Source organism: Achromobacter sp. (genome assembly GCF_049647645.1).
Classification (GTDB): Bacteria; Pseudomonadota; Gammaproteobacteria; order Burkholderiales; family Burkholderiaceae_B; genus Achromobacter.
Map to the genome: position 1 here is coordinate 1 of NZ_JBARYB010000143.1, position 20696 is coordinate 20696.

Consider the following 20696-nt stretch of genomic DNA (forward strand, 5'->3'; position numbering starts at 1 on the left):
CTCCCGCGGCGCGCACCGAAACGCGCCGCGCCAAGCCCGCGCCCGCCGCAGCCAAGCGCGCCAAACCCCGCGCCCAGAACGAGCCGCGCAAGCTGTTCGTGCTGGACACCAACGTGCTGCTGCACGATCCCAGTTCGCTGTTCCGCTTCGAAGAGCACGACATCTTCCTGCCGATGATGACGCTCGAAGAACTGGACCACCAAAAGAAAGGCATGTCGGAAGTGGCGCGCAACGCGCGTCAGGTCAGCCGTTCGCTGGACGCGCTGGTGCAGGACGCGAGCCAGCTCGACGAAGGGCTGGAACTCGCCAAGCTGGGGAACAAGGACGCCACCGGCCGCCTGATGTTCCAGACGACCGCGATCCACAGCACCCTGCCCTCCGACCTGCCCATGGGCAAGGCCGACAACCAGATCCTGGGCGTGGTGCGGGCCCTGCAGGAAAAGTACCCGCAACGCGAAGTCGTGCTGGTGTCCAAGGACATCAACATGCGCTTGAAGGCCCGCGCGCTGGGCATGGCTGCGGAAGACTACTTCAACGACCATGTGCTGGAAGACTCGGACCTGATGTATTCGGGCGTGATGCAGCTGCCCGAGGACTTCTGGAACAAGCACGGCAAGGATGTGGAGTCCTGGCAACAGGGCGGCACCACTTTCTACCGCATCCACGGTCCGCTGTGCTCGCAGTTCGTGGTCAACCAGTTCGTCTACTTCGAAGGCCAGATGCCCCTGTACGCGCAAGTGCGCGAGGTCAGCGGCAAGATGGCGGTGCTGGCGACGCTGCGCGACTACACCCACGGCAAGAACAATGTCTGGGGCATCACCGCGCGCAACCGCGAGCAGAATTTCGCCATGAACCTGCTGATGAATCCGGAATGCGATTTCGTGTCGCTGCTGGGCCAGGCAGGCACGGGCAAGACGCTGCTGGCGTTGGCCGCGGGCATCACGCAGGTGCTGGAAACCAAGCGCTACACCGAAATCATCATGACCCGCGTCACGGTGCCGGTCGGCGAAGACATCGGTTTCCTGCCGGGTACGGAAGAAGAGAAGATGCTGCCCTGGATGGGCGCCCTGGAAGACAACCTGGACGTCCTGAACATGGGTGAAGGCGAAGGCAACGGGGACTGGGGGCGCGCCGCCACCATGGACCTGATCCGTTCGCGCATCAAGGTCAAGTCCCTGAACTTCATGCGCGGCCGCACCTTCCTGAACAAGTACCTGATCATCGACGAGGCGCAGAACCTGACGCCCAAGCAGATGAAGACGCTGGTCACGCGCGCGGGCCCAGGCACCAAGGTGATCTGCCTGGGGAACGTTGCCCAGATCGATACGCCCTACCTGACCGAAGGCAGTTCCGGCCTGACCTTCGTGGTCGACCGCTTCAAGGGCTGGCCGCATTCAGGACACGTCACGCTGCAGCGCGGCGAGCGTTCGCGCCTGGCCGACTATGCCGGGGACGTGCTGTAAACCGTTGCCACCAAAGAAAAAGCCCCTTGAGCGATCAAGGGGCTTTTTTTTCGCCGATGGCGACAATTACTTGTCGGCGGCATTGGTAATGGCACTGCCAGCCTTGGACATGTCCTTGCCCATGCCCGCGACGGTATTGCAACCGGCGAGGACAAAGCCGAACACGACGAAGGCGGTCAGCACGATCTTGCTGCGCATGCTGGCGCTCCTGAAGTGATGAAATCGGATCCGGAGCGTACTTTAAACGATCTGGACGCGGAGTTCACCCAGGCCTTCGACGCCGCCGGTGATCACGTCGCCTTGCAGCACGGCGCCCACGCCTTCGGGCGTGCCGGTGAAGATGATGTCGCCGGGTTGCAGTTCGAACAGGCCGGACAGGTAGGAAATGCTCTCAGGAATGTTCCACAGCATCTGCGAGATGTCGCTGGACTGCTTGCGCTGGCCGTTCACGTCCAGCCAGATGGCGCCCTTTTCCAGGGTGCCGACGACGCTGCGCGGATGGATCGGGCCCAGCGGCGCGGACAGGTCGAAGGCCTTGCCGATTTCCCAGGGGCGGCCCTGCTTCTTCATTTCGCCTTGCAGGTCGCGGCGGGTCATGTCCAGGCCCAGCGCATAGCCCCACACGCAATCATTGGCCTGTTCCACCGGAATGTCGCGGCCGCCCTTGCCCAGCACCACGACCAGTTCCATTTCGTAGTGCAGGTTGGAGGTCTTGGGCGGATACGGCATCTTGCCGGTTTCGCCGTCGGCCACGCTCAGCACGGCATCAGCCGGCTTGCAGAAAAAGAACGGATCCTCGCGGCCGGTGAAGCCCATTTCCTTGGCGTGTTCGGCGTAGTTGCGGCCGACGCAATAGACGCGGCGCACCGGGAACAGCGCGGCGCTGCCGGCAACGGGAACCGCGACGGGCGGCTGGGGAGGCAATACGTAGTCCATGTTCACTCGACCTATGAAGAATACGTGGCCGGAATCCGGCAGAAGAATACAGCCAGGCCCGCGGGGCGCCCGCTACCGCGGGCAGCCCCTCTGGAGACGGGCCGGACAGTGAAAAGTCATCCGCGAGTTTATCCCTTTCCGGGAGGCAAGGCGCGGTCCGGGACGTTCAGCTGAAAGTAGGAATTTCCCCGTCGTACACCACCAGGCGCTCGATGAAGCCGGCCATATAGGCCTTCATTTCCTGATGCGCCGGGGAAACCTGGTAGCGGTCATGCGCGGGACTGTCCGCGAAAGCCGCCACCACGGCGTGGGTCAGGCCGTCCGCACGGCTGGCCTGGTTGGGCCGGAAGGCGTACCCCGCCACCCCCTCGCACTCGGCCAGGATGCGCTGGCAATAGTCCTGGACGCGGCCATGGAAGCGCGCGTCGGCGGCGCTGGACAGTTGCAGCATTACGACATGCAAGAACATCAGGATTCCTTTTTGCTGCGGGTAAGCGCCAGCCAGGCCCGCGAGACCAGCCCCATGATGCCATCGCGGAACAAGAGGACGCAGAGTACGAAGATCGCGCCCTGGACGATGAGCACCCATGAGCCCAGCGGCGCCAGGTAGTTCTGCAGCGACACGAAGGTGAAGGCGCCGGCGAGCGGGCCGAACACCGTGCCGATGCCGCCCAGCAGCGCCATCAGCACCACTTCGCCGTTGGCGTGCCAATGCACGTCGGTCAACGACGCGACGCCGAACACCAGTACCTTCAGGCCGCCGGCCAGCCCCGCCACCGAGGCCGACAGCGTGAACGCCATCAGCTTGTAGCGCGACGTGGAGTACCCCAGCGAACGCGCGCGCTGTTCGTTGTCGCGCACCGAACGGATCACTTCGCCAAAGGGCGAATTCAGCACGCGCAGCACGAAGGCGTAGCCCAGCGCGAACACCGCCAGCGTGAAGTAATACATCGGCATCACGCCTTCCAGGTCGAAAATGCCGAACAGCTTGCCGCGCGGCACGCTCTGCAGGCCGTCCTCGCCCCCGGTAAAGCCCGCCTGGACCGCGATGAAGTAGACCAGCTGCGACAGCGCCAGCGTGATCATGGCGAAGTAGATGCCCTGGCGCCGGATTGCAATGGCGCCGAACGCCAGGCCCAGCAGCCCGCCCGTCAACACCCCGGCCAGCAGGCCGAGCTCGGGCGTGGCGCTCAGCAGCTTCATCACGATGCCGGTGGCATAGGCGGCCGCGCCGAAGAATGCGGCGTGGCCGAACGACAGCAGGCCCACATAGCCCACCAGCAGATTGAAGGCCGCGGCGAACAGCGCGAAGCACAGCACCTTCATCAGGAAGGTCGGGTAGATGAACCAGGGCGCGACCAGGGCAGCCAGGGCCAGCACGGCCATCGCCACGCGCATGCCGCGGCGGCTCAACTGCACCGGCTCGCGCGTCGCCTCGGCGGCCAGCACGTTCTGCACCTGCAGGGGTTTGCCGAACAGGCCGGCGGGCTTGCACAGCAGCACCAGCACCATGATGACGAAGATCGCCAGGTTGGCGGCCTCGGGATAGAACACCTTGGTCAGGCCTTCGATGATGCCCAGTCCGAAGCCGCTGACGATGGCACCCATGATGGAGCCCATGCCGCCGATCACCACCACCGCGAACACCACCACCACCAGGTTGGAGCCCATCATCGGACTGACCTGGTAGATGGGCGCGGCAATCACGCCCGCCACCGACGCCAGCGCCACGCCCAGCGCATAGGTCAGCGTGATGAGCAACGGCACGTTGATGCCGAAGGAGCGCACCACCGTCGGGTTTTCCGTGGCCGCGCGCAGCATCGCACCCACGCGGGTCTTCTCGATCAGCACCCAGACCGCCAGGCACAGCACCAGCGACACCGCCACCGCCCACCCGCGGTACCAGGGCAGGAACATGAAGCCCAGGTTGACGCCGCCGGTCAGCGCCTTGGGTATCGTGTAGGGCAGCCCCGACACGCCGTAGGCCTGCCGCAAGCCGCCTTCGATCAGCAACGCGATGCCGAAGGTCAGCAGCAGGCCGTACAGGTGGTCCATGCGGTAGGTGCGCGAGATCAGCAGGCGCTCGACCACGACGGCGAACACGGCCATGATCAGCGGCACCAGCACCAGCGCGGCCCAATAGTTCACGCCCAGATAGTTCAGCAGCATCCAGGCCAGGAACGCGCCCGCGGTGTACTGCGCGCCATGGGCGAAGTTGATGATGTTCAACAGGCCGAAGATCACCGCCAGCCCGATCGACAGCAGCGCGTAGAACGAACCATTGATCAGGCCGAGCAGCAGCTGGCCGAATAGTGCCGTGGACGGCACGCCGAAAATTTCGAACACGTGGATTCTCCCCTCAGACACCCAGGCGGCGCTTGATCCGCTCGGGATCGTTGCGCGCTTCTTCCGCCGACAGCTGGTCGACCACGCAGCCGTGCTCCATGACGTAGTGACGATCGGCCACCTTGGTCGCGAAACGGAAGTTCTGCTCGACCAGCACGATGGTGAAGCCGCGCTCCTTCAAGGTGCGGATGGCCTGCCCGATCTGCTGCACGATGACGGGCGCCAGGCCCTCGGTGGGCTCGTCCAGCAGGATGAGCTGGGCGCCCGTGCGCAGGATGCGCGCGATCGCCAGCATCTGCTGTTCGCCGCCCGACAGGTTGCCGCCGGAGCTGGCGCTGCGCTCGCGCAGGTTGGGAAACAGCGTGTAGATTTCGTCGAGCGACATGCCGCCGTCGGCCAGGCGCGGCGGCAGCATCAGGTTCTCGGTCACGTCCAGGCTGCGGAACACAGCCCGCTCTTCCGGGCAATACACCACGCCCAGCCGCGGAATGCGGTGCGGCGCCATGCCCACGGTCTCGTGGCCGTTCAGGCGGATGGAGCCGCGGCGCTTGTCCATGATGCCCATGATGGCGCGCAGCGTGGTGGTCTTGCCCGCGCCGTTGCGGCCCAGGATGGTGACGAGTTCGCCGCGCTGCACTTCCATGTCCACGCCATGCAGCACGTGGGATTCGCCGTACCAGGCGTTGAGGTCCTTGATCGCCAGCATCTCAGTGCGCCTCCTCATCCGAACCCATGTATGCCGTGATGACGCGCTCGTCGGTCGACACGGTGGCGTAGTCGCCCTGGGCCAGCACCGCACCGCGCGCCAGCACCGTGATGGTGTCGGACAGGTCCGCCACCACCGACAGGTTGTGCTCGACCATCAGGATGCTGCGGTTGGCCGACGCGCGCCGGATCAGCGCGGCGATGCGGGTCACGTCCTCCTGGCCCAAGCCCGCCATGGGCTCGTCCAGCAGCATGATTTCCGGTTCCAGCGCCAAGGTCATCGCGATCTCCAGCGCGCGCTTGCGGCCGTAGGGCAACAGGGCTGCAGTGGTATGCGCCAGGCCGCTCAGGCCGACGGCATCCAGCAGTTCCATGGCGCGTCCGTTCAGGCGGTCGATGCTGCTGCGGCTGCGCCAGAAGCGCCAGCCGTCGCCGTGTTGGCGCATCAGCGCCACGCGCATGTTCTGCAGCGCCGTCAGGCCCAGGAACACGGCGGATATCTGGAACGAGCGGACGATGCCCAGGCGCGCGATCTGCTCGGGCGCCAGCGCCGTGATGTCGCGGCCGCGGTAATGGATGACGCCCGCGTCGGGCGTGAGGAACTTGGTCAGCAGGTTGAAGCAGGTGGTTTTGCCTGCGCCGTTGGGGCCGATCAAGGCATGGATGGAGCCTTCGCGCAGCGACAGGGAGACGCCGTCGACAGCATTGAAGCCGCCGAACCGCTTGATCAATCCCTGCGCGGACAGGACCGCTGGGGTGTTCATGGGCGCGCTCCTACATGCGGGCCAGCAGGCCGCCGTCGATCGCCAGGACGTGCCCGTTGACGAACGCGGCGCCCGGCGAGGCCAGGTAGACGACGGCCGGCGCGATGTCTTCCGGCGCGGCCCAGCGGCCGGCGGGCACCGCCGAGGCCAGGAAAGATTGGAACTGCGGATTGTCCTGCAGCCCCTGCGTGAAATCGGTACGCACGAAGCCGGGCGCCAGCGCATTGCAGGTGATGCCGCTGGCGCCGTATTCGACCGCCAGTGCGCGGGCGAAGGCCGCGATCGCGCCCTTGGCCGTGGCATAGGCGGCGATGTTGGGCATGGTGGCCTGCCCCGCCACGGACGACATCAGCACAATGCGGCCGAAGCTGCGCTTGCCCATGCCGGGCAGCACCGCCCGCGCGCAATGGAAGGCGCCGTTGACGTGCACGTTCTGCAAGGCCTGCCATTCCGCGGAACTCATTTCCACCACCGGCTTGCGGTTCTGGTTGCCGGCATTGCTGACCAACACGTCGATCGCCAGCCCCGCGCTCTCCAGCTGTGCGACGGCGTCGGCCACCGCCTTTTCGTCGGCGACGTCGAAAGGCGCGCCATGGGCCTTGATGCCTTCGGCCCCCAGGCGCTCGCAGGCAGCGGCGCAGGCCTCGCTGGACAGATCGTTGATTACCACCTGGGCGCCCGCCTGGCCCAATGCCCGCGCGATGGCATAACCCAGCCCCCTGGCCGCGCCAGTCACCAGCGCGACGCGCCCCGCCAGACCGAACGTGCGGTCCAGATAGTCGTGTTTCAAGCTTGTCTCCTTGGTCTTATATGTGCCGGATTTCTTGGCCCGGCCTGTGTCGCTGCATGCTTGCGCCCGGCGAAAACATGATTGACATAAATCTCAATATACGCGACTATTTTTAAACACTCAATAACAAGATTTTTTCTTTATCTCTCATAAAGAGTTCTGGTAGGAGACATCATGGCCCTGGAAACTCCCGGCTGCCCCGCAGCCAACGCCTTGCCGCCCCTGGCTTCACGCTTCCTCAAGGTTGCTGATCTGCCATGGAAACCCACGCAAGTGGCAGGCATAGACATGAAGGTGCTGATGCAAGACAAGGAGACCGGCCTCCTGACCGCCCTGTTCCGCTGGCAGCCCGGCACCGAACTGCCCTTGCACGAGCACGTGGAGGTCGAGCAGACCTTCGTGCTGGAAGGCTCGATCGTCGACGCCGAAGGCGAAGTCTGCGCCGGCGACTACGTGTGGCGCCCGCGCGGCAACCAGCACGTGGCGCGCGCGCCCAACGGCGCCCTGGTGCTCAGCTTTTTCCTGAAACCCAATATGTTCATCGACGCCTACGCCGGCCAGACGCTGGAATAAGCCGAACCCGGCGCGACCGTCCGGCACAGGGCGGCGCGCAAGAACAAAGCCCCCGAGGAGACATACCCATGAAGACCCGTTTGAAGAACAGCCTGGCTGCCTGCGTGCTGGGCGCCCTGTCCGTATCCGCCCAAGCGCAAGTGTCGGATGACGTCGTGAAGATCGGCGTGCTGGGCGACCAGTCCGGCATGATGGCCGACCTGTCCGGCAAGTTCGGCGTGGAAGCCGTGAAGATGGCCGTCGAGGATTTCGGCGGCTCCGTGCTGGGCAAGCCCATCGAAGTGATCTCGGCCGACCACCAGAACAAGGTAGACATCGGCGTGGCGACCGCGCGCCGCTGGTACGAGAACGACAAGGTGGACCTGATCCTGGACGTGCCCAACTCCGCCATCGCGCTGGCGGTGCAGGACCTGACCCGCCAGATGAAGCGCGTGGTGATCTTCACCAGCGCCGGCTCGGCCGACCTGACCGGCAAGGCCTGCTCGCCCAACGGCATGCACTGGACCTACGACACCTATGCCTACGCCACCGGCGTGGCCAACGGCGTCATGGAAGACGGCGGCAAGAGCTGGTACTTCATCACCTCCGACTACGCCTTTGGCCATTCGCTGGAGCGCGACGCCATGGCCGTGGTCAAGGCCAAGGGCGGACAGGTGGTCGGCAGCGTGCGCCATCCCATCGCCAGCTCCGACTTCTCTTCGTTCCTGCTACAGGCGCAAGCGTCCAAGGCGCAGGTGATCGGCCTGGCCAACGGCAGCGGCGACACCATCAACAGCATCAAGCAGGCGTTCGAGTTCGGCATCATGGGCAGCAAACAGCGCGTGGCCGCCCTCTTCATGAGCATCGTGGACGTGCGCAGCGTGGGACTGGAATACGCGCAGGGCCTGAACCTGGTGGAGCCCTTCTACTGGGACCTGGACGACAAGTCGCGGCAATGGTCCGAGCGCTACTTCAAGCGCACCGGCCGCATGCCGTCCATGGTCCAGGCCAGCAACTACAGCGCCACCATGCACTACCTGAACGCCATCAAGGCGGCCGGCACCGACGCTTCCGAGCCGGTGCTCAAGAAAATGCATGAGACGCCCATCAACGACTTCATGACCGAGAACGGCCGCATCCGCGAGGACGGCCGCATCATGCGCGACCTCTACCTGTTCCAGGTCAAGAAGCCGTCCGAATCCAAGCGCGACTGGGACTACTACAACCTGGTGCGCAAGATTCCCGCCGAACAGGCCTTCCGCCCGCTCAAGGACGGCGCCTGCCCGCTGGTGAAATCGTGATGGACGGCGCGCTTGGGCTGCTGGCCGGCAAGCGCGCCATTGTCACGGGGGGCGCCAACCCCCGTGGCATAGGCGCCGCCATCGTCGACCTTTTCATCGCGCAGGGTGCGACCGTCGCCGTGCTGGACCAGGCCTATCCGGAAGGCGCCAGCGCGGTGCTGGCCGCTGGCCGCATCGACCTGCACTGCGACGTGTCGCGCAGGGCTTCCTGCGAAGCGGCGGTCGCGCGCGCCAGGGATGCGCTCGGCGGCATCGACGTGCTGGTCAACAATGCCGGCATCGTCGCCGCCACGCGCATCTGGGACCTGCCCGAGGACGAGTTCCGCCGCATGGTCGAAGTAAACCTGACCGGCACCTACAACGTCACGCACGCAGCGCTACCCGAATTGCTGCAAAGCCCGCGGCGCCCGGCTATCGTCAACCTGGGCTCCACCGCCGCCCTGCGCGGCGGCGGCCTGCTGGGCGGCTCGCACTATGCCGCATCCAAGGGCGGCGTCATCAGCTTCACCAAGGCGTTGGCCCGGGAACTCGGCCCGCGCGGCGTGCGCGCCAACTGCGTGGCGCCCGGCATCATCGAAACGGACATGACGCTGGGGAAATTCGGCGAAAATTGGGAACAAGAACTCAAACAGGGCATTCCGCTACAGCGCTTCGGCTCGCCCGCCGAAGTCGCGCAGGCCATACTTTTCCTGGCCTCGGACCTGTCCTCCTACTCAACCGGCATCGTGGTCGACGTCAATGGCGGCTTCCACATTCACTAGGCGCGCCCTCCCGCAATGAGCACTCCAGACCGCATGTTGTCCATCCTCGACCTCTTTCGCGATGACACCACCGCCGCGTTCCAGGAAGACGTCATGGCGCATCTGGACTGCTCGCGCGCCACGGCGTACCGCTATCTGAAGTCGCTGACCGAAAGCGGGTTGCTCGCGCCCACTTCGGGCGGCGCCTACGTGCTGGGATCGCGCATCATCGAGCTGGACCGCCACCTGCGCCAGCACGACCCGCTGATGCGCGCGGCGCGCGAGGTCATGCGCGCCACCGGCGACGAGCTGCATGCCAATCTGATGCTGTGCAACTACTACGGCGACAAGGTCATGTGCGTGGACCGCTACTGGACCGACGACTCCATCGAATCCAGCTATGCGCGCGGCCGCCCCTACACCATGTTCCATGGCGCCACGGCCAAGCCCATCCTGGCTAATCTGCCGCCTTACCAGCTGCGCAACCTGATGCTGTGGCACGCAGCGGAAATCCGCGAAGCCGGACTGGGCGAAGACTGGGATGAGTTCCGCGCCAACCTCAAGCGGCTGCGCGCCGCCGGCGTCTACGTGTCGCACGGCGAGGTCGACCGCGGGCTGATAGGCATAGGCTCCGCCATCTTCAGCGCGGAACAGAAGGTCGTGGGCAGCCTGGTGTTCATCGCCGCGGAAGCGCGCACTTCGACCGAGCGGCTGGAGACGCTGCAAGCCCGCATCCAGGTCGCGGCCGCGCAGGTGTCGCGCAATCTGCAGGCCCCGCAAAGCAACGGCGCGGCGGCGATCGGCATCATGCCGTCGCGGCCGCGCCGCATTAAAACACCCGCCAAGCGCAACGCCAGCCAGGTATAGGGCCCTGAACGATCAGGCCTTGTTGTAGCGCTCGGCGCTGCGGACGATTTCCTCGTGCGCGGCGTCCAGGCCCTTCCAGCCCTTGACCTTGACCCACTTGCCCTTTTCCAGGTCCTTGTAGTGCTCGAAGAAATGCTGGATGCGGGCGATGTCTTCGGCCGGCAGATCTTCGTAGGACTTGATGTTGCGGTACGGGGGGTACAGCTTTTCGATCGGCACGGCCAGCAGCTTGGCGTCGCCGCCCGATTCGTCGTCCATTTCCAGCACGCCGATGGCGCGGCAGCGCACGACCGCGCCGATCTGGATCGGGAACGGGGTCAGCACCAGCACGTCGGCGGGGTCGCCGTCTTCGGACAGGGTTTGCGGGATGTAGCCGTAGTTGCACGGATAGTGCATGGCGGTCAGCATGAAGCGGTCAACGAAAATCGCGCCCGTGTCCTTGTCGACCTCGTACTTCACCGGGTCGGCGTTCATGGGGATTTCGATGATGACGTTGAAGTCTTCCGGCAGCTTCTTGCCAGGGGAGACGCGATCAAGACTCATGATTCAACCTTGTTGTGTGTCTGAAGGATTGTTCAAATCGAGCCGTCGTCCTTGAACGGCGGCTTGGTCGCCGGCACGGGCGCGGCGGCCGGCGCGGGCTTGGGCCCTGCGGGCGTAGCCGGCGCGTACGTGGGCACGGGATCATCGAAAGCCGCCGCCGGGATGGGGGCGCTATCGAAGTACTCGTCGATGTCGGAGGTCCCACCGCCAGCCAGCGGGGCGTCCTCGGGAGCCAGCGCGCGTTCGCGCTGTTCCTTGTTCACGCGGGCATCCGGATCCAGCACGTAGTCGGAGGCCGAGGCAGCCACGGCCGGCGGCAACGCCGGGTAATCGCCGCCCAGCTCGGCGTCGCTGTCGGTATCGGACAGGCCCACCGCATAACCTCCTTCGGCATCCACGCGATAGGGATCGGATCCGGTATCCGCGGCGGGCAAGGCGGCATCCGCCGCCAGCACCGGCAGCGCCATGCTGGCCGCCGTTGCCAGGCGCCAGTGGCGCACCGCGTCGGCGGGACGGTCCAGGCGGTCATACAGGCTGCCCAGCAGCGCATGTGTCTGCGCGTCGCTGCGGCGGCTGAGGCTGCGCAGCAGATAGCGTTCGGCCTGGCCCCAGAGCTGCCCGTTCAGGCACAGCATGCCCAGCGCGGTCAGCAGGTCGGGATCGGTGGGACGCTGTTGCAGCCAGGTCTCGGCGCGGGCCAGCCGGCGCGAAACCTGCTCGGCTTCACAGCGCGCATAGGCCGCCACCAGGGCCGGATTGAACTTCACGGCGACCGCGGCTTCCAGCACGCGCGCGGCCTCGCTGGCTTCGCCGGCGGCCTCGAATGCAGCGGCCCCCGCCAGCGCGATTTCCGGCAGCAGCCGTTCCTCGGCCTTCAGGTCCTTCCAGATGGCGCGCCAGGCCTCGCTGCCGCCAGCCGCCGCGGCGCGCAGGCGCGCTGCGCCCGAAGCGTCGATCAGGAGGTCGGCTTCGGCACGGGCCAAGGCATTGCGGCGCACCAGGCCACGCGCCAGCGTGAAGACCTGTTCCTCGTGATGCAGGGCGGTATGCGCGCGCAGCAACAGGCGCATGGTGTGCAGATGGCGCGCGCCGCCGTCGGCCAGCGGTTCCAGCACGCCCAGCGCGCGCTCGGCGCGGCCTTGGTCCAGCAGCATGTCGGCCGACACCGTGGCGGTGGCTTCGATCAGGCCGGCGTCCGTGCCGGCTTGTTCCTGCGCGGTCGCCAGCAGGCGGTCGCGGCGGTCGAACTCGCCCAGGCCATGCGCGGCGCGGCCTGCGGACAAGGCCGCCAACACGCGACGCGTCTGGACCTTGGTCTGGTCCAGCAGCTTGGTGAGATCTTTTTCGGCGGTGGTGTAGCGCCCTTCCAGCAGGCCGATCCAGCCGCGCTCCAGCAACTCGTGGTCGCGGGCCTGGGCGCGCTTGCCGCGCCAGGCCCGCACGCGATCGGGAATGGCCAGCAGCCATGCCAGCAGGCGCAGGCCCACGTACAGCACGATGAAGGCCGCGACGATGAGCAGGACCGCGAGCGTCAGCGACATGTTGATGCGCCACGGCCAAACCAGCAACAGCACGTTGCCGGAGTGTGAACGCAGCACCACCGCCAGGGCGACGGCGACGGCGGCGAGCAGCAGTGTCCAGAACCAGGTACGCATAAGCCTCAGTCCTGCCCGCTGGTCTTGAAGCCCGCGGCGCGCAGCGCAGCCACGGCGTTCAGGCTGTCAGCCACTTCCGGCATGCGCACGGCGATATCGGTCTGCGCCAGTTCGCGCGCCAGCGCCTGCGCGGCGATGGTGTCGGGGGAACGGTTGTCGAAATACTTGGCGAGCGTGACGCCGACGTTGTCGAGTTCGCTCTTCCACACGGCGGGCTGGCGCATCAGCATGGCCAGTTGCGCCGTCAGCAGGCGCTGGCGCAGCATGCCGCGCACCTGGTCGGCCTGGTCGGGCGACAGCAACAGGGCAGCAGGCTCGTCCACGCGCTGGATCGTGATCAGGCCGCCCAGTTCATGGGCCAGCGCGGCGCCCGCGCGACCGGGCCAGGATGCCATCTCGGCGCGCCAACGCTGCCACCAGGCAGCGTCGGCCGGCAAGTCGGCCAGCGGATCGACCGTGGGGGCCGGCGCGGCAGCGGGAGCGTTTTCGCCAGCAGGCGCCACACCCGGCGCGGCGGCATCCGGCACCAGCAAGGGCGCCTTGCCGATCAGCGCCACCAGGCGGTCGATGCGGCCCGACTGGGCGGGGATATCCACCGTCGAGACGGCGCGCAGGCGGTCCAGGTCGCCGTTGATGGCTTGCTGCAGGCTGGAGAAGCGCGGACGGTCGGCGCGCGCCAGGCGCGATTGCGCCGTTTCCAGCGCCACGATCGCGTTGGAGACGTTGCCGGCCAGGCGCAGCTGCTGGTTCGCGATGGTCAGCAGGCGCTCGACGTCGTTGGCCAGCAGTTCGTCGCTGGCGCTGTCGTTGAAGTTCTGCCACGCCAGTTGCAGGGCGTTGTACTGGCTTTGCGTTTCACGCACGGTGTCTTCGAGTTCGCCGACGCGGCCGGCCTGGGCTTGCGCCAGGGCCAGGGCTTCGCGCGTGTCCTTGCGGGCCTGCGCGAGATCGGCGGTCAGCGTTTCGAGGCGCGTGGCGACCTCGCGGCCGGCGGATACGAACTGGGTGCGCTGCATCCAGAGGGCGTAACCCAGGCCGGCTGCCAGCAGGATGAGAATGATGAGGGCGGGGACCAGCGGGCCACTGCCACGCTTGGCCGGGCGGGCCTTGACGGAATCGGCCGGGGCCGGCGCGGGCGCGCTTGCACCCGGGGCGGCCGTCGGAACGACCGGATCGGTAGCGGGAGTCTTGTCTGTCATGACGCGATTGTATTCGGTGTCAGTCCGATGCAACGAATCAAGCAGCAACAAAAGCCTGGAATATCGACTCGTCGTTGGGCAAGCAGATTTTTACCATCGGCGGCACCCCGGCTTCATGACAGGCCTGTGGCACGCGGCGCTCCAGGGAGGGATGCGTCAGCACGAAGCGGCACCGCGCCCACCAGTCCGCCAGGCCGGCCGCGTCCAGGCCGGTCCGCAGCGCGTCCGCGCCCTCGCCGCTGGTGATCAACCAAGTGGCCGGAACGTCTGCGCCGGCCCAGCACCGCAGGCTGGCGAGTTGATCGGCGTCCCAGCTTGCGGGGCGGCGCAGGTAGGCAGCATGGCGGGTCACCGCAGCGCCGTGCGCCTCGAGCTGATCGCCCAGCCAGTCCCTGCCCTGCGTGCCGCGCACCAGCAGTACGCGGCGGGGTCGTTGCGCCAGCCCCTGCAAGACCTGCCAGAGAGCCTCGGAATCGTGGCTGGGAGCGCTCTCGGGGGGATGCAGAACTGTTGTATTCGCGCCAAAACAGGCGGACTGGCGCAAGGCCTGGGCGCTGGCTGGCCCGACGGTGGCGGCGATGACGCCAGCCGGCCAGGGTACGGGCCCGTCCGCCTGGGCCCATTGCTCCAGGTACAGCCTGGCCGCGTTGCCGCTGACGAACACCACCATGTCGTAGTCGGAGGGACGTGGAGGCCCTCCAGCCGCGGCCGGCAAGGCCTGGATTTCCAGGGCGGGAAGTATGCAGGGCGTCCAGCCGGCGCCGAGCAGGCGGCCGGCCAGCGCCTCGTTGCGGCCGTCGGGCCGCGTCAGGATGGCCACCCGCGGCAGTTCGGCGGCTGCGGACGCCAGCGCCATCAGTCGGGCCTGGGTTCGTCTTGCAGCAGCTCGCGCAGTATGTCCTGCGCGCCCGCGTCCAGCAGCGCCTGGGCCGCCGCCTCGCCGATGGCCTGGGCATCCGCCACGGGCCCGCTGCGGGACGTATGGACCATGCGCACGCCGTCGGGCGACGCCACCAGCGCGCGCAGCGACAATGTGCCGTCGGCGATCTCGGCGTACGCCGCCAGGGGCACCTGGCAGGAGCCGCCCAGCTTGCGGGAGACGGCGCGTTCGGCCACCACACAGGAAGTCGTGCCCGCGCTGATCAGCGGCGCCAACCAGGCGCGCATATCGTCGCGGTCATCGCGGATCTCGATACCCAGGGCGCCCTGCCCGGCCGCCGGCAGGCTGTCTTCCGGCTCGAGCAGGCTGCGGATACGCGATCCCAGGCCCAGTCGATCCAGGCCGGCGGCGGCCAACACGATGGCGTCGTATTCGCCCTTGTCGAGCTTGCCCAGGCGCGTGTCGAGATTGCCGCGCAGCGGCTTCACCACCAGTTCGGGATAGCGCGCGCGGATCTGGGATTCGCGCCGCAGGCTGGAAGTGCCCACGACAGCGCCCGCCGGCAGATCAGCCAGCGTGTCATGCGTGTTGGAGACGAAGGCATCGCGCGGATCCGCGCGATCGAGGACGGCGCACAGCTCGAACGGGGCCTGCAGATCGACCGGCACGTCCTTCAAGGAGTGCACGGCCAGATCGGCCCGCCCGTCGAGCAGCGCGTTTTCGAGTTCCTTGACGAAGAGACCCTTGCCGCCCACCTTGGAGAGCGTGCGGTCGAGGATCTGATCGCCTCGGGTCGTCAGGGTGAGTAGCTCAACCGCGCACGCCGGGTACAGCGTGCGCAGCCGGTCGCGCACATGCTCGGCTTGCCACAGGGCAAGCCGGCTGGCGCGGGTCGCGATGACCAGGCGTTGCGGTAGAGACACGAGACGGCATCAAACGAAATTGGAGACGATGACCGTCGCGACTACCCCGAGGATGGCCAGCACGAAAAGGCCCTGAAGGAGGCTCAGGCCCGATTCGGATTGCTGGGGATCGACGGATCTACGCAGACTCATGTGCTGATTCCTTGGAAGCGGTTTTGCGGCTTGCCAGCCACCGTCCAAGGACAACAACGAGCAAGGCGCCGATAATTTCTGCAGCGATTTTAACCGTAGTGGGCTGAACGCCGAATTGACGCTCGACAACCACATCGGTAATCAGCATGCCGCCGGCGATCCAGCCCAGCAAAGCCGCGCCCAACGTAATCACCAGCGGATAGCGGTCGATGAGCTTGAGCACCAGGGTGCTGCCCCAGATGATGATCGGCACGCTGACGATCAGGCCGAAGGCAACCAGGCCGATCTGATGGTCGGCGTGGGCGTTCTGGGCCGCGCCGGCGATGGCGATCACGTTGTCCAGGCTCATCACGAAGTCGGCAATGATGATGGTTTTGATCGCGGCGGCGATGGATGTCCCGCCCTTGACGTTGCCATGGGCATCATCCTCGGGGATCAGGAGCTTGACGCCGATCCAGACCAGCAGCAGGCCGCCCACGACCTTCAGGAAGGGAATCGACAGCAGGGTCAGGGCGAAGGCGATCAGGACCACGCGCAGGATGATGGCGCCCGCGGTACCCCACAGAATGCCTTGCATGCGCTGCTTGGGCGCCAGATTGCGGCAGGCCAGCGCGATCACGACGGCGTTGTCGCCGCCGAGCAGGATGTCAATGAGGATGATCTGGAATACCGCTGTCCAACTCAGCGTCTGGAAAAACTCAAGCACTATGAACCCCCGAAGGCATTTATGAAAAGAGTGGCCGGTCCCGGTCCGGCATGACTCGCCGCGCATGGCGCGGCGAGCTTATTCAGTACAACTTATTAGTATAATTCAGCTTTCAGTCAGCTTTCTGGCGCATCAGCAAAACTTTGCCGATAGCCAACACCAGCACCGCGCCCAGCACGCCCGTCATCAGCTCAAAGCTGTGCTGCGTGATCCCCAGAGCCGCGTCGATACGCGCCACCGGTTCCTGCAAGGCCGGGTCGCCCACCAGCAGTTCGCCAGCGATGAACCCCAGCAGCGCCGCGCCCACCCAGACGATGATCGGGAAGCGCTCGATGACCTTCAGAAGCAGCGTGCTGCCGAAGATGACCAGCGGAATACTGATGGCCAGGCCCAACACCAGCAAGGTCGTGTCGCCCATGGCGGCGGCGGCGACGGCCACCACATTGTCCAGGCTCATGACCAGGTCGGCAATCATGATAGTGCGGATTGCGGTCAGCAGATTGCCTTGCGTCTTGCCGGCCCCGTCTTCCTCGCCTTCGGGCAACAGCAGCGTCACGCCGATGTAAACCAGGAGCAGCGCGCCGATGAGCTTGAGCCACGGCAGCAACAGCAGCTTGGCCGCTACCAGCGTCAGCACGATACGCATGATGATCGCCGCGGCGGAGCCGACCACGATCGCTTTTTTCTGTTGGGCCGGAGGCAGCGAACGCGCCGCCAGCGCAATAACCACGGCGTTGTCGCCCGATAGCAGAATATTGACCCAAATGATCTGGAGCAACGCTATCCAGAATGCCGCTGAACTAAGTTCCATGCCTCTCTTTCCTAGGTGTGATCCCCCTAGGACAAACCAAATGAATGGGTGAAATAAGATGAAAAAGACGTACTGACCGCCTTGGTGCGAGCCTGGCGGCATTCTTGCCTGGTACGTGCGAAGTTTCTTTCATTATAGTTTCGTTCAGCTTTCCGTATGTTTCCCAGGCCGCGGCATGGACACGGGATTTCCCTAGGATTGCCGAAAAAAAGGCGAAAAAAAACCCGCCGTAGCGGGCTTTCCATAAGCGGGACGCAAGCGCCGGACATCAGGGGTTTGACGCCGGGGCCAGGCCTCCCGCCAGAAGGCGGCAGACGCCGGACACCGAAGGCGCCCGACGTCTGGCCTGGCGCTTTTACAGCACCGACTTGAGCAGCTTGCCCATTTCGGACGGGTTGCGCGTGGTGCGGATGCCGCAGGCTTCCATGACTTCCAGCTTGGCGTCGGCAGTGTCGGCGCCGCCGGAGATCAGCGCGCCGGCGTGGCCCATGCGCTTTCCGGGAGGAGCGGTGACACCAGCGATGAAGCCGACGACCGGCTTCTTCATGTTGTCCTTGGCCCACTCGGCGGCGTTGACTTCGTCCGGACCGCCGATTTCGCCGATCATGATGACGGCGTCGGTGTCGGGATCGTCATTGAACATCTTCAGCACGTCGACGTGCTTCAGGCCGTTGATGGGATCGCCACCGATGCCGACGGCGCTGGATTGACCCAGGCCCAGCTCGGTGACTTGCGCCACGGCTTCGTACGTCAGGGTGCCCGAACGGCTGACGATGCCGATGCGGCCCTTGCGGTGGATGTGACCGGGCATGATGCCGATCTTGATTTCGTCGGGGGTGATCAGACCCGGGCAGTTCGGGCCCAGCAGCAGGGTCTTGCTGCCCTTGGCCTTCATGCGGTTCTTGACTTCCAGCATGTCGCGGACCGGGATGCCTTCGGTGATGCAGATCACCAGATCCAGTTCGGCCTCGACGGCTTCCCAGATGGCGGCGGCGGCGCCCGCGGGCGGCACGTAGATGACGGACACGGTTGCGCCGGTGTCAGCCTTGGCGTCCTTCACCGAAGCGAAAATCGGCACGCCTTCGAAGTCTTCACCCGCCTTCTTGGGGTTCACGCCAGCCACGAAAGCGGCTTTGCCATTGGCGTACTCACGGCACATGCGGGTATGGAACTGGCCCGTCTTACCCGTGATGCCCTGGGTGATGACTTTGGTGTCCTTGTTGATCAGAATCGACATTTGTGAATCCTTGGATTTTTCTTTACTTGACGGCGGCTACGACGCGGGTGGCGGCTTCGGCCATCGTGTCGGCGCTGATGATCGGCAGACCGGAGTCGGCCAGCATCTTCTTGCCGAGTTCTTCGTTGGTGCCCTTCATGCGGACGACCAGCGGCACGTTCAGGTTGACGGCCTTGCAAGCAGCGATCACGCCTTCGGCGATGACGTCGCAGCGCATGATGCCGCCGAAGATGTTGACCAGAATGGCCTTCACGCTCTTGTTCTTGAGCATGATCTTGAAGGCTTCCGTGACCTTCTCGGCCGTGGCGCCGCCGCCGACGTCCAGGAAGTTGGCCGGCTCGCCGCCGAACAGCTTGATGGTGTCCATCGTGGCCATGGCCAGGCCGGCGCCGTTCACCAGGCAGCCGATGTTGCCGTCGAGCTGGATGTAGGCCAGGTCGAACTTGCTGGCTTCGATTTCAGCCGGATCTTCTTCGTCCAGGTCGCGGTAGGCGACGATTTCCGGGTGGCGGAACAGGGCGTTGGGATCGAAGTTGAACTTGGCGTCCAGGGCGATGATGTTGCCCTTGCTGTCGCGGTTCAGCGGGTTGATTTCGACCAGGGAAGCGTCGGTGTCCATGTAGCACTTGTAGAGCTTCTGGAACACGTCCACGGCTTGGGCGGTGGAATCAGCGGGCAGGCCGATCGCGTTGGCGATCTTGGTGGCTTGCTCGGCCGACAGGCCGGTCAGCGGATCGATGTATTCGGTGATGATCTTTTCGGGAGTGGAGTGGGCCACTTCCTCGATGTCCATGCCGCCTTCGCTGGAGGCGATGAAGGCGACCTTCTGGGTGGCGCGGTCGGTGACCAGCGACACGTAGTATTCCTTCTGGATGTCGGCGCCGTCTTCGATGTACAGGCGGCGGACCTTCTGGCCTTCCGGGCCGGTCTGGTGCGTGATCAGCTGCATGCCCAGGATTTCCGAGGCCAGCTTGCGGACGTCGTCCAGCGAGCGCGCCAGCTTCACGCCGCCGCCCTTGCCGCGGCCGCCCGCGTGGATTTGTGCCTTGACGACCCACACCGGTCCACCCAGCTTTTCAGCGGCAGCCACGGCCTCGTCGACGGAAAGAGCGGGAATCCCGCGCGGCACGGGGACGCCAAATTGCTTCAGCAGTTCCTTGCCTTGATACTCGTGGATTTTCATGTGTTACCTGTCAGGACGTATGAGAAAAAGAAGGTGAATCGGAGGACGAATCGGCCGATGCCTCAGCGCTACCCCCCGTGTACCACTTGGGATAGTGCTCAGCCACCACCGGGCCGCCAGTGCTCAGCGCATGGCAGCCGTCCAATTGGAATGGACGCCGGTTCGGGTTGTTTTCCTGCCGCCGGCGGTTGGCCATGGTCTGGACCGCCGCGGTGGGAAGCACCTGCGACAGCTCGGTCATGTGCGTACAGCCCTCCACGTGCCCGAACCGCTCCTTGACCTGTCCGCGGAACCCCTTGAGCAGGTTCATGCCGATCAGATCAGTGTAAGCCGGTTCGATGGCCATGCAATGCTCGCCATAGGGAGCCGCGTCATAGACGGCCTGCGCTGCCACGATCGAGAAATTTTCGTCGATGGTGATGCGCAGATGCATGTGGTGGATGGGTTGTCCGGCCTTGAACATCTCGCCGTCGCGCTTGGGGAAATCGTACGCCTTGACGTCGATCAGCTCGGCTTCCAGGTCCCAGAGCCCGTCTTCGCGCGCATACGACTGCACGCGTATGGAACGCGTATGCAATGGTTGGCGAGGATAGTCCGGCGGTGGCAAGGGCATGCTGGGGGCCTGCGGGGCGAAGATGCCTGCGCATGGTGCGCGGCAACAAAACCTTCAAAGTATAGCGCAGGCAGCCTGCGATCAAGCCCCCTGCCCGGCGCCTGGCGCGCCGCCGCAGAGGGCGGCGGCGGCCCACAAGCCCTGGTGCCGGACCTGGCAGGTGAGCCGGGCGGCGGCCAGGTGCTGCTCGCGCTGCGGCGAGTATTCCTCCAGCCCGCGCCGGCAGGCTTTCAGGCGCGCTTCCAATGCGCTCCAGGCCCGAGCGAAGGCATCCGCCCGGCCCCCGGGCGGACTGGCTGCCAGTTCGGCGGCCGCCTGCGGGCCGCAGTAGAGCGCCAGCACGTCCGCGT

General features: G+C 65.7%; 24 protein-coding genes. 5 read left to right on the forward strand and 19 right to left on the reverse strand.

The window, feature by feature from the left end:
- Positions 1-1463 (forward strand): PhoH family protein (locus tag WBB14_RS16995; protein WP_424240874.1); only part of this gene is annotated, 1463 nt, incomplete at its 5' end.
- A 66-nt stretch (positions 1464-1529) separates the two neighbouring features.
- Here WBB14_RS16995 and WBB14_RS17000 read toward each other — a convergent pair.
- The 7 genes from WBB14_RS17000 to WBB14_RS17030 all read right to left on the reverse strand — a co-directional run bounded on the left by WBB14_RS17000 (position 1530) and on the right by WBB14_RS17030 (position 7004).
- A complete protein-coding gene (locus WBB14_RS17000) occupies positions 1530-1661 on the reverse strand; it encodes an entericidin A/B family lipoprotein (protein WP_013392563.1) in 132 nt (43 codons plus the stop codon).
- Between the two features lie 42 nt (positions 1662-1703).
- Positions 1704-2399, reverse strand: a complete 696-nt coding sequence (locus WBB14_RS17005) for a fumarylacetoacetate hydrolase family protein (RefSeq protein ID WP_042792659.1) — start codon at positions 2397-2399, stop codon at positions 1704-1706.
- 166 nt (positions 2400-2565) lie between these two features.
- Positions 2566-2868: a Dabb family protein gene (locus tag WBB14_RS17010; RefSeq protein ID WP_424240875.1), complete on the reverse strand. Its 303-nt coding sequence runs from the start codon at positions 2866-2868 to the stop codon at positions 2566-2568.
- Positions 2868-4745 (reverse strand): ABC transporter permease, encoded by a 1878-nt coding sequence (locus WBB14_RS17015; protein ID WP_424240876.1) that lies wholly within the window; start codon positions 4743-4745, stop codon positions 2868-2870. The genes WBB14_RS17010 and WBB14_RS17015 overlap by 1 nt, the downstream gene beginning before the upstream one ends.
- 13 nt (positions 4746-4758) lie before the next feature.
- Positions 4759-5451, reverse strand: coding sequence for an ABC transporter ATP-binding protein (locus WBB14_RS17020; RefSeq protein WP_424240877.1), 693 nt, complete (start codon positions 5449-5451; stop codon positions 4759-4761).
- A 1-nt stretch (position 5452) separates the two neighbouring features.
- Positions 5453-6214 (reverse strand): ABC transporter ATP-binding protein, encoded by a 762-nt coding sequence (locus WBB14_RS17025; protein WP_424240878.1) that lies wholly within the window; start codon positions 6212-6214, stop codon positions 5453-5455.
- A gap of 10 nt (positions 6215-6224) precedes the next feature.
- Entirely contained in the window at positions 6225-7004 is a 780-nt protein-coding gene (locus tag WBB14_RS17030; RefSeq protein WP_424240879.1) for an SDR family NAD(P)-dependent oxidoreductase, read from the reverse strand.
- A gap of 174 nt (positions 7005-7178) precedes the next feature.
- Here WBB14_RS17030 and WBB14_RS17035 point away from each other — a divergent pair, with 174 nt between their 5' ends.
- The 4 genes from WBB14_RS17035 to WBB14_RS17050 all read left to right on the forward strand — a co-directional run bounded on the left by WBB14_RS17035 (position 7179) and on the right by WBB14_RS17050 (position 10464).
- Positions 7179-7577 carry a cupin domain-containing protein gene (locus WBB14_RS17035; RefSeq protein WP_173143134.1) on the forward strand — a complete coding sequence of 133 codons (399 nt, stop codon included), beginning with the start codon at positions 7179-7181 and terminating at the stop codon, positions 7575-7577.
- Positions 7578-7645: 68 nt separating this feature from the next.
- The gene (locus tag WBB14_RS17040; protein WP_424240880.1) at positions 7646-8857 is read left to right on the forward strand and encodes an ABC transporter substrate-binding protein; all 1212 of its coding nucleotides are present in this window, start codon (positions 7646-7648) and stop codon (positions 8855-8857) included.
- Positions 8857-9618: an SDR family NAD(P)-dependent oxidoreductase gene (locus WBB14_RS17045; protein WP_424240881.1), complete on the forward strand. Its 762-nt coding sequence runs from the start codon at positions 8857-8859 to the stop codon at positions 9616-9618. The genes WBB14_RS17040 and WBB14_RS17045 overlap by 1 nt, the downstream gene beginning before the upstream one ends.
- 15 nt (positions 9619-9633) lie before the next feature.
- Positions 9634-10464, forward strand: a complete 831-nt coding sequence (locus WBB14_RS17050; RefSeq protein ID WP_424240882.1) for an IclR family transcriptional regulator — start codon at positions 9634-9636, stop codon at positions 10462-10464.
- Between the two features lie 12 nt (positions 10465-10476).
- Here the strand turns inward: WBB14_RS17050 and ppa are convergent, their stop codons facing one another.
- From ppa to WBB14_RS17110, 12 genes are all read right to left on the reverse strand, one after another.
- Positions 10477-11007, reverse strand: a complete 531-nt coding sequence (ppa, locus tag WBB14_RS17055) for an inorganic diphosphatase (protein ID WP_207466202.1) — start codon at positions 11005-11007, stop codon at positions 10477-10479.
- A gap of 32 nt (positions 11008-11039) precedes the next feature.
- A complete protein-coding gene (locus tag WBB14_RS17060) occupies positions 11040-12662 on the reverse strand; it encodes a heme biosynthesis HemY N-terminal domain-containing protein (protein WP_424240883.1) in 1623 nt (540 codons plus the stop codon).
- Positions 12663-12667: 5 nt separating this feature from the next.
- Positions 12668-13861, reverse strand: a complete 1194-nt coding sequence (locus tag WBB14_RS17065) for a uroporphyrinogen-III C-methyltransferase (RefSeq protein ID WP_424240884.1) — start codon at positions 13859-13861, stop codon at positions 12668-12670.
- 37 nt (positions 13862-13898) lie between these two features.
- Complete coding sequence (locus WBB14_RS17070) at positions 13899-14717, reverse strand: uroporphyrinogen-III synthase (RefSeq protein WP_424240885.1); 819 nt, start codon at positions 14715-14717, stop codon at positions 13899-13901.
- Positions 14717-15664, reverse strand: a complete 948-nt coding sequence (hemC, locus tag WBB14_RS17075) for a hydroxymethylbilane synthase (protein ID WP_424240886.1) — start codon at positions 15662-15664, stop codon at positions 14717-14719. Before hemC ends, WBB14_RS17070 begins: the two co-directional genes overlap by 1 nt.
- 9 nt (positions 15665-15673) lie before the next feature.
- A complete protein-coding gene (locus tag WBB14_RS17080) occupies positions 15674-15796 on the reverse strand; it encodes a hypothetical protein (RefSeq protein WP_006218348.1) in 123 nt (40 codons plus the stop codon).
- Positions 15783-16502, reverse strand: coding sequence for a TerC family protein (locus WBB14_RS17085; protein WP_424240889.1), 720 nt, complete (start codon positions 16500-16502; stop codon positions 15783-15785). Before WBB14_RS17085 ends, WBB14_RS17080 begins: the two co-directional genes overlap by 14 nt.
- A gap of 112 nt (positions 16503-16614) precedes the next feature.
- Complete coding sequence (locus WBB14_RS17090; protein ID WP_424240887.1) at positions 16615-17313, reverse strand: TerC family protein; 699 nt, start codon at positions 17311-17313, stop codon at positions 16615-16617.
- A 355-nt stretch (positions 17314-17668) separates the two neighbouring features.
- On the reverse strand, positions 17669-18550 hold the full coding sequence (gene sucD / locus WBB14_RS17095) for a succinate--CoA ligase subunit alpha (RefSeq protein WP_013392545.1): 882 nt from the start codon (positions 18548-18550) through the stop codon (positions 17669-17671).
- 22 nt (positions 18551-18572) lie between these two features.
- Positions 18573-19733, reverse strand: coding sequence for an ADP-forming succinate--CoA ligase subunit beta (gene sucC / locus WBB14_RS17100; RefSeq protein ID WP_013392544.1), 1161 nt, complete (start codon positions 19731-19733; stop codon positions 18573-18575).
- Positions 19734-19743: 10 nt separating this feature from the next.
- A complete protein-coding gene (locus WBB14_RS17105) occupies positions 19744-20346 on the reverse strand; it encodes a DUF2889 domain-containing protein (RefSeq protein ID WP_332011764.1) in 603 nt (200 codons plus the stop codon).
- Positions 20347-20427: 81 nt separating this feature from the next.
- A partial coding sequence (locus tag WBB14_RS17110) for a 4'-phosphopantetheinyl transferase superfamily protein (RefSeq protein WP_424240888.1) occupies positions 20428-20696 on the reverse strand: 269 nt, incomplete at its 5' end.

Excerpts from the sequence above, each read along its gene's own strand:
- WBB14_RS17025 (WP_424240878.1), bottom strand. The coding sequence starts at position 6,214 with ATGAACACCCCAGCGGTCCTGTCCGCGCAGGGATTGATCAAGCGGTTC.
- WBB14_RS17010 (WP_424240875.1), bottom strand. The coding sequence starts at position 2,868 with ATGTTCTTGCATGTCGTAATGCTGCAACTGTCCAGCGCCGCCGACGCG.
- WBB14_RS17070 (WP_424240885.1), bottom strand. The coding sequence starts at position 14,717 with ATGGCGCTGGCGTCCGCAGCCGCCGAACTGCCGCGGGTGGCCATCCTG.
- WBB14_RS17080 (WP_006218348.1), bottom strand. The coding sequence starts at position 15,796 with ATGAGTCTGCGTAGATCCGTCGATCCCCAGCAATCCGAATCGGGCCTG.
- sucC (WP_013392544.1), bottom strand. The coding sequence starts at position 19,733 with ATGAAAATCCACGAGTATCAAGGCAAGGAACTGCTGAAGCAATTTGGC.
- WBB14_RS17005 (WP_042792659.1), bottom strand. The coding sequence starts at position 2,399 with ATGGACTACGTATTGCCTCCCCAGCCGCCCGTCGCGGTTCCCGTTGCC.
- WBB14_RS17090 (WP_424240887.1), bottom strand. The coding sequence starts at position 17,313 with ATGGAACTTAGTTCAGCGGCATTCTGGATAGCGTTGCTCCAGATCATT.
- WBB14_RS17060 (WP_424240883.1), bottom strand. The coding sequence starts at position 12,662 with ATGCGTACCTGGTTCTGGACACTGCTGCTCGCCGCCGTCGCCGTCGCC.
- WBB14_RS17105 (WP_332011764.1), bottom strand. The coding sequence starts at position 20,346 with ATGCCCTTGCCACCGCCGGACTATCCTCGCCAACCATTGCATACGCGT.
- WBB14_RS17035 (WP_173143134.1), top strand. The coding sequence starts at position 7,179 with ATGGCCCTGGAAACTCCCGGCTGCCCCGCAGCCAACGCCTTGCCGCCC.
- WBB14_RS17065 (WP_424240884.1), bottom strand. The coding sequence starts at position 13,861 with ATGACAGACAAGACTCCCGCTACCGATCCGGTCGTTCCGACGGCCGCC.
- ppa (WP_207466202.1), bottom strand. The coding sequence starts at position 11,007 with ATGAGTCTTGATCGCGTCTCCCCTGGCAAGAAGCTGCCGGAAGACTTC.
- WBB14_RS17000 (WP_013392563.1), bottom strand. The coding sequence starts at position 1,661 with ATGCGCAGCAAGATCGTGCTGACCGCCTTCGTCGTGTTCGGCTTTGTC.
- WBB14_RS17045 (WP_424240881.1), top strand. The coding sequence starts at position 8,857 with ATGGACGGCGCGCTTGGGCTGCTGGCCGGCAAGCGCGCCATTGTCACG.
- WBB14_RS17040 (WP_424240880.1), top strand. The coding sequence starts at position 7,646 with ATGAAGACCCGTTTGAAGAACAGCCTGGCTGCCTGCGTGCTGGGCGCC.
- sucD (WP_013392545.1), bottom strand. The coding sequence starts at position 18,550 with ATGTCGATTCTGATCAACAAGGACACCAAAGTCATCACCCAGGGCATC.
- WBB14_RS17050 (WP_424240882.1), top strand. The coding sequence starts at position 9,634 with ATGAGCACTCCAGACCGCATGTTGTCCATCCTCGACCTCTTTCGCGAT.
- WBB14_RS17020 (WP_424240877.1), bottom strand. The coding sequence starts at position 5,451 with ATGCTGGCGATCAAGGACCTCAACGCCTGGTACGGCGAATCCCACGTG.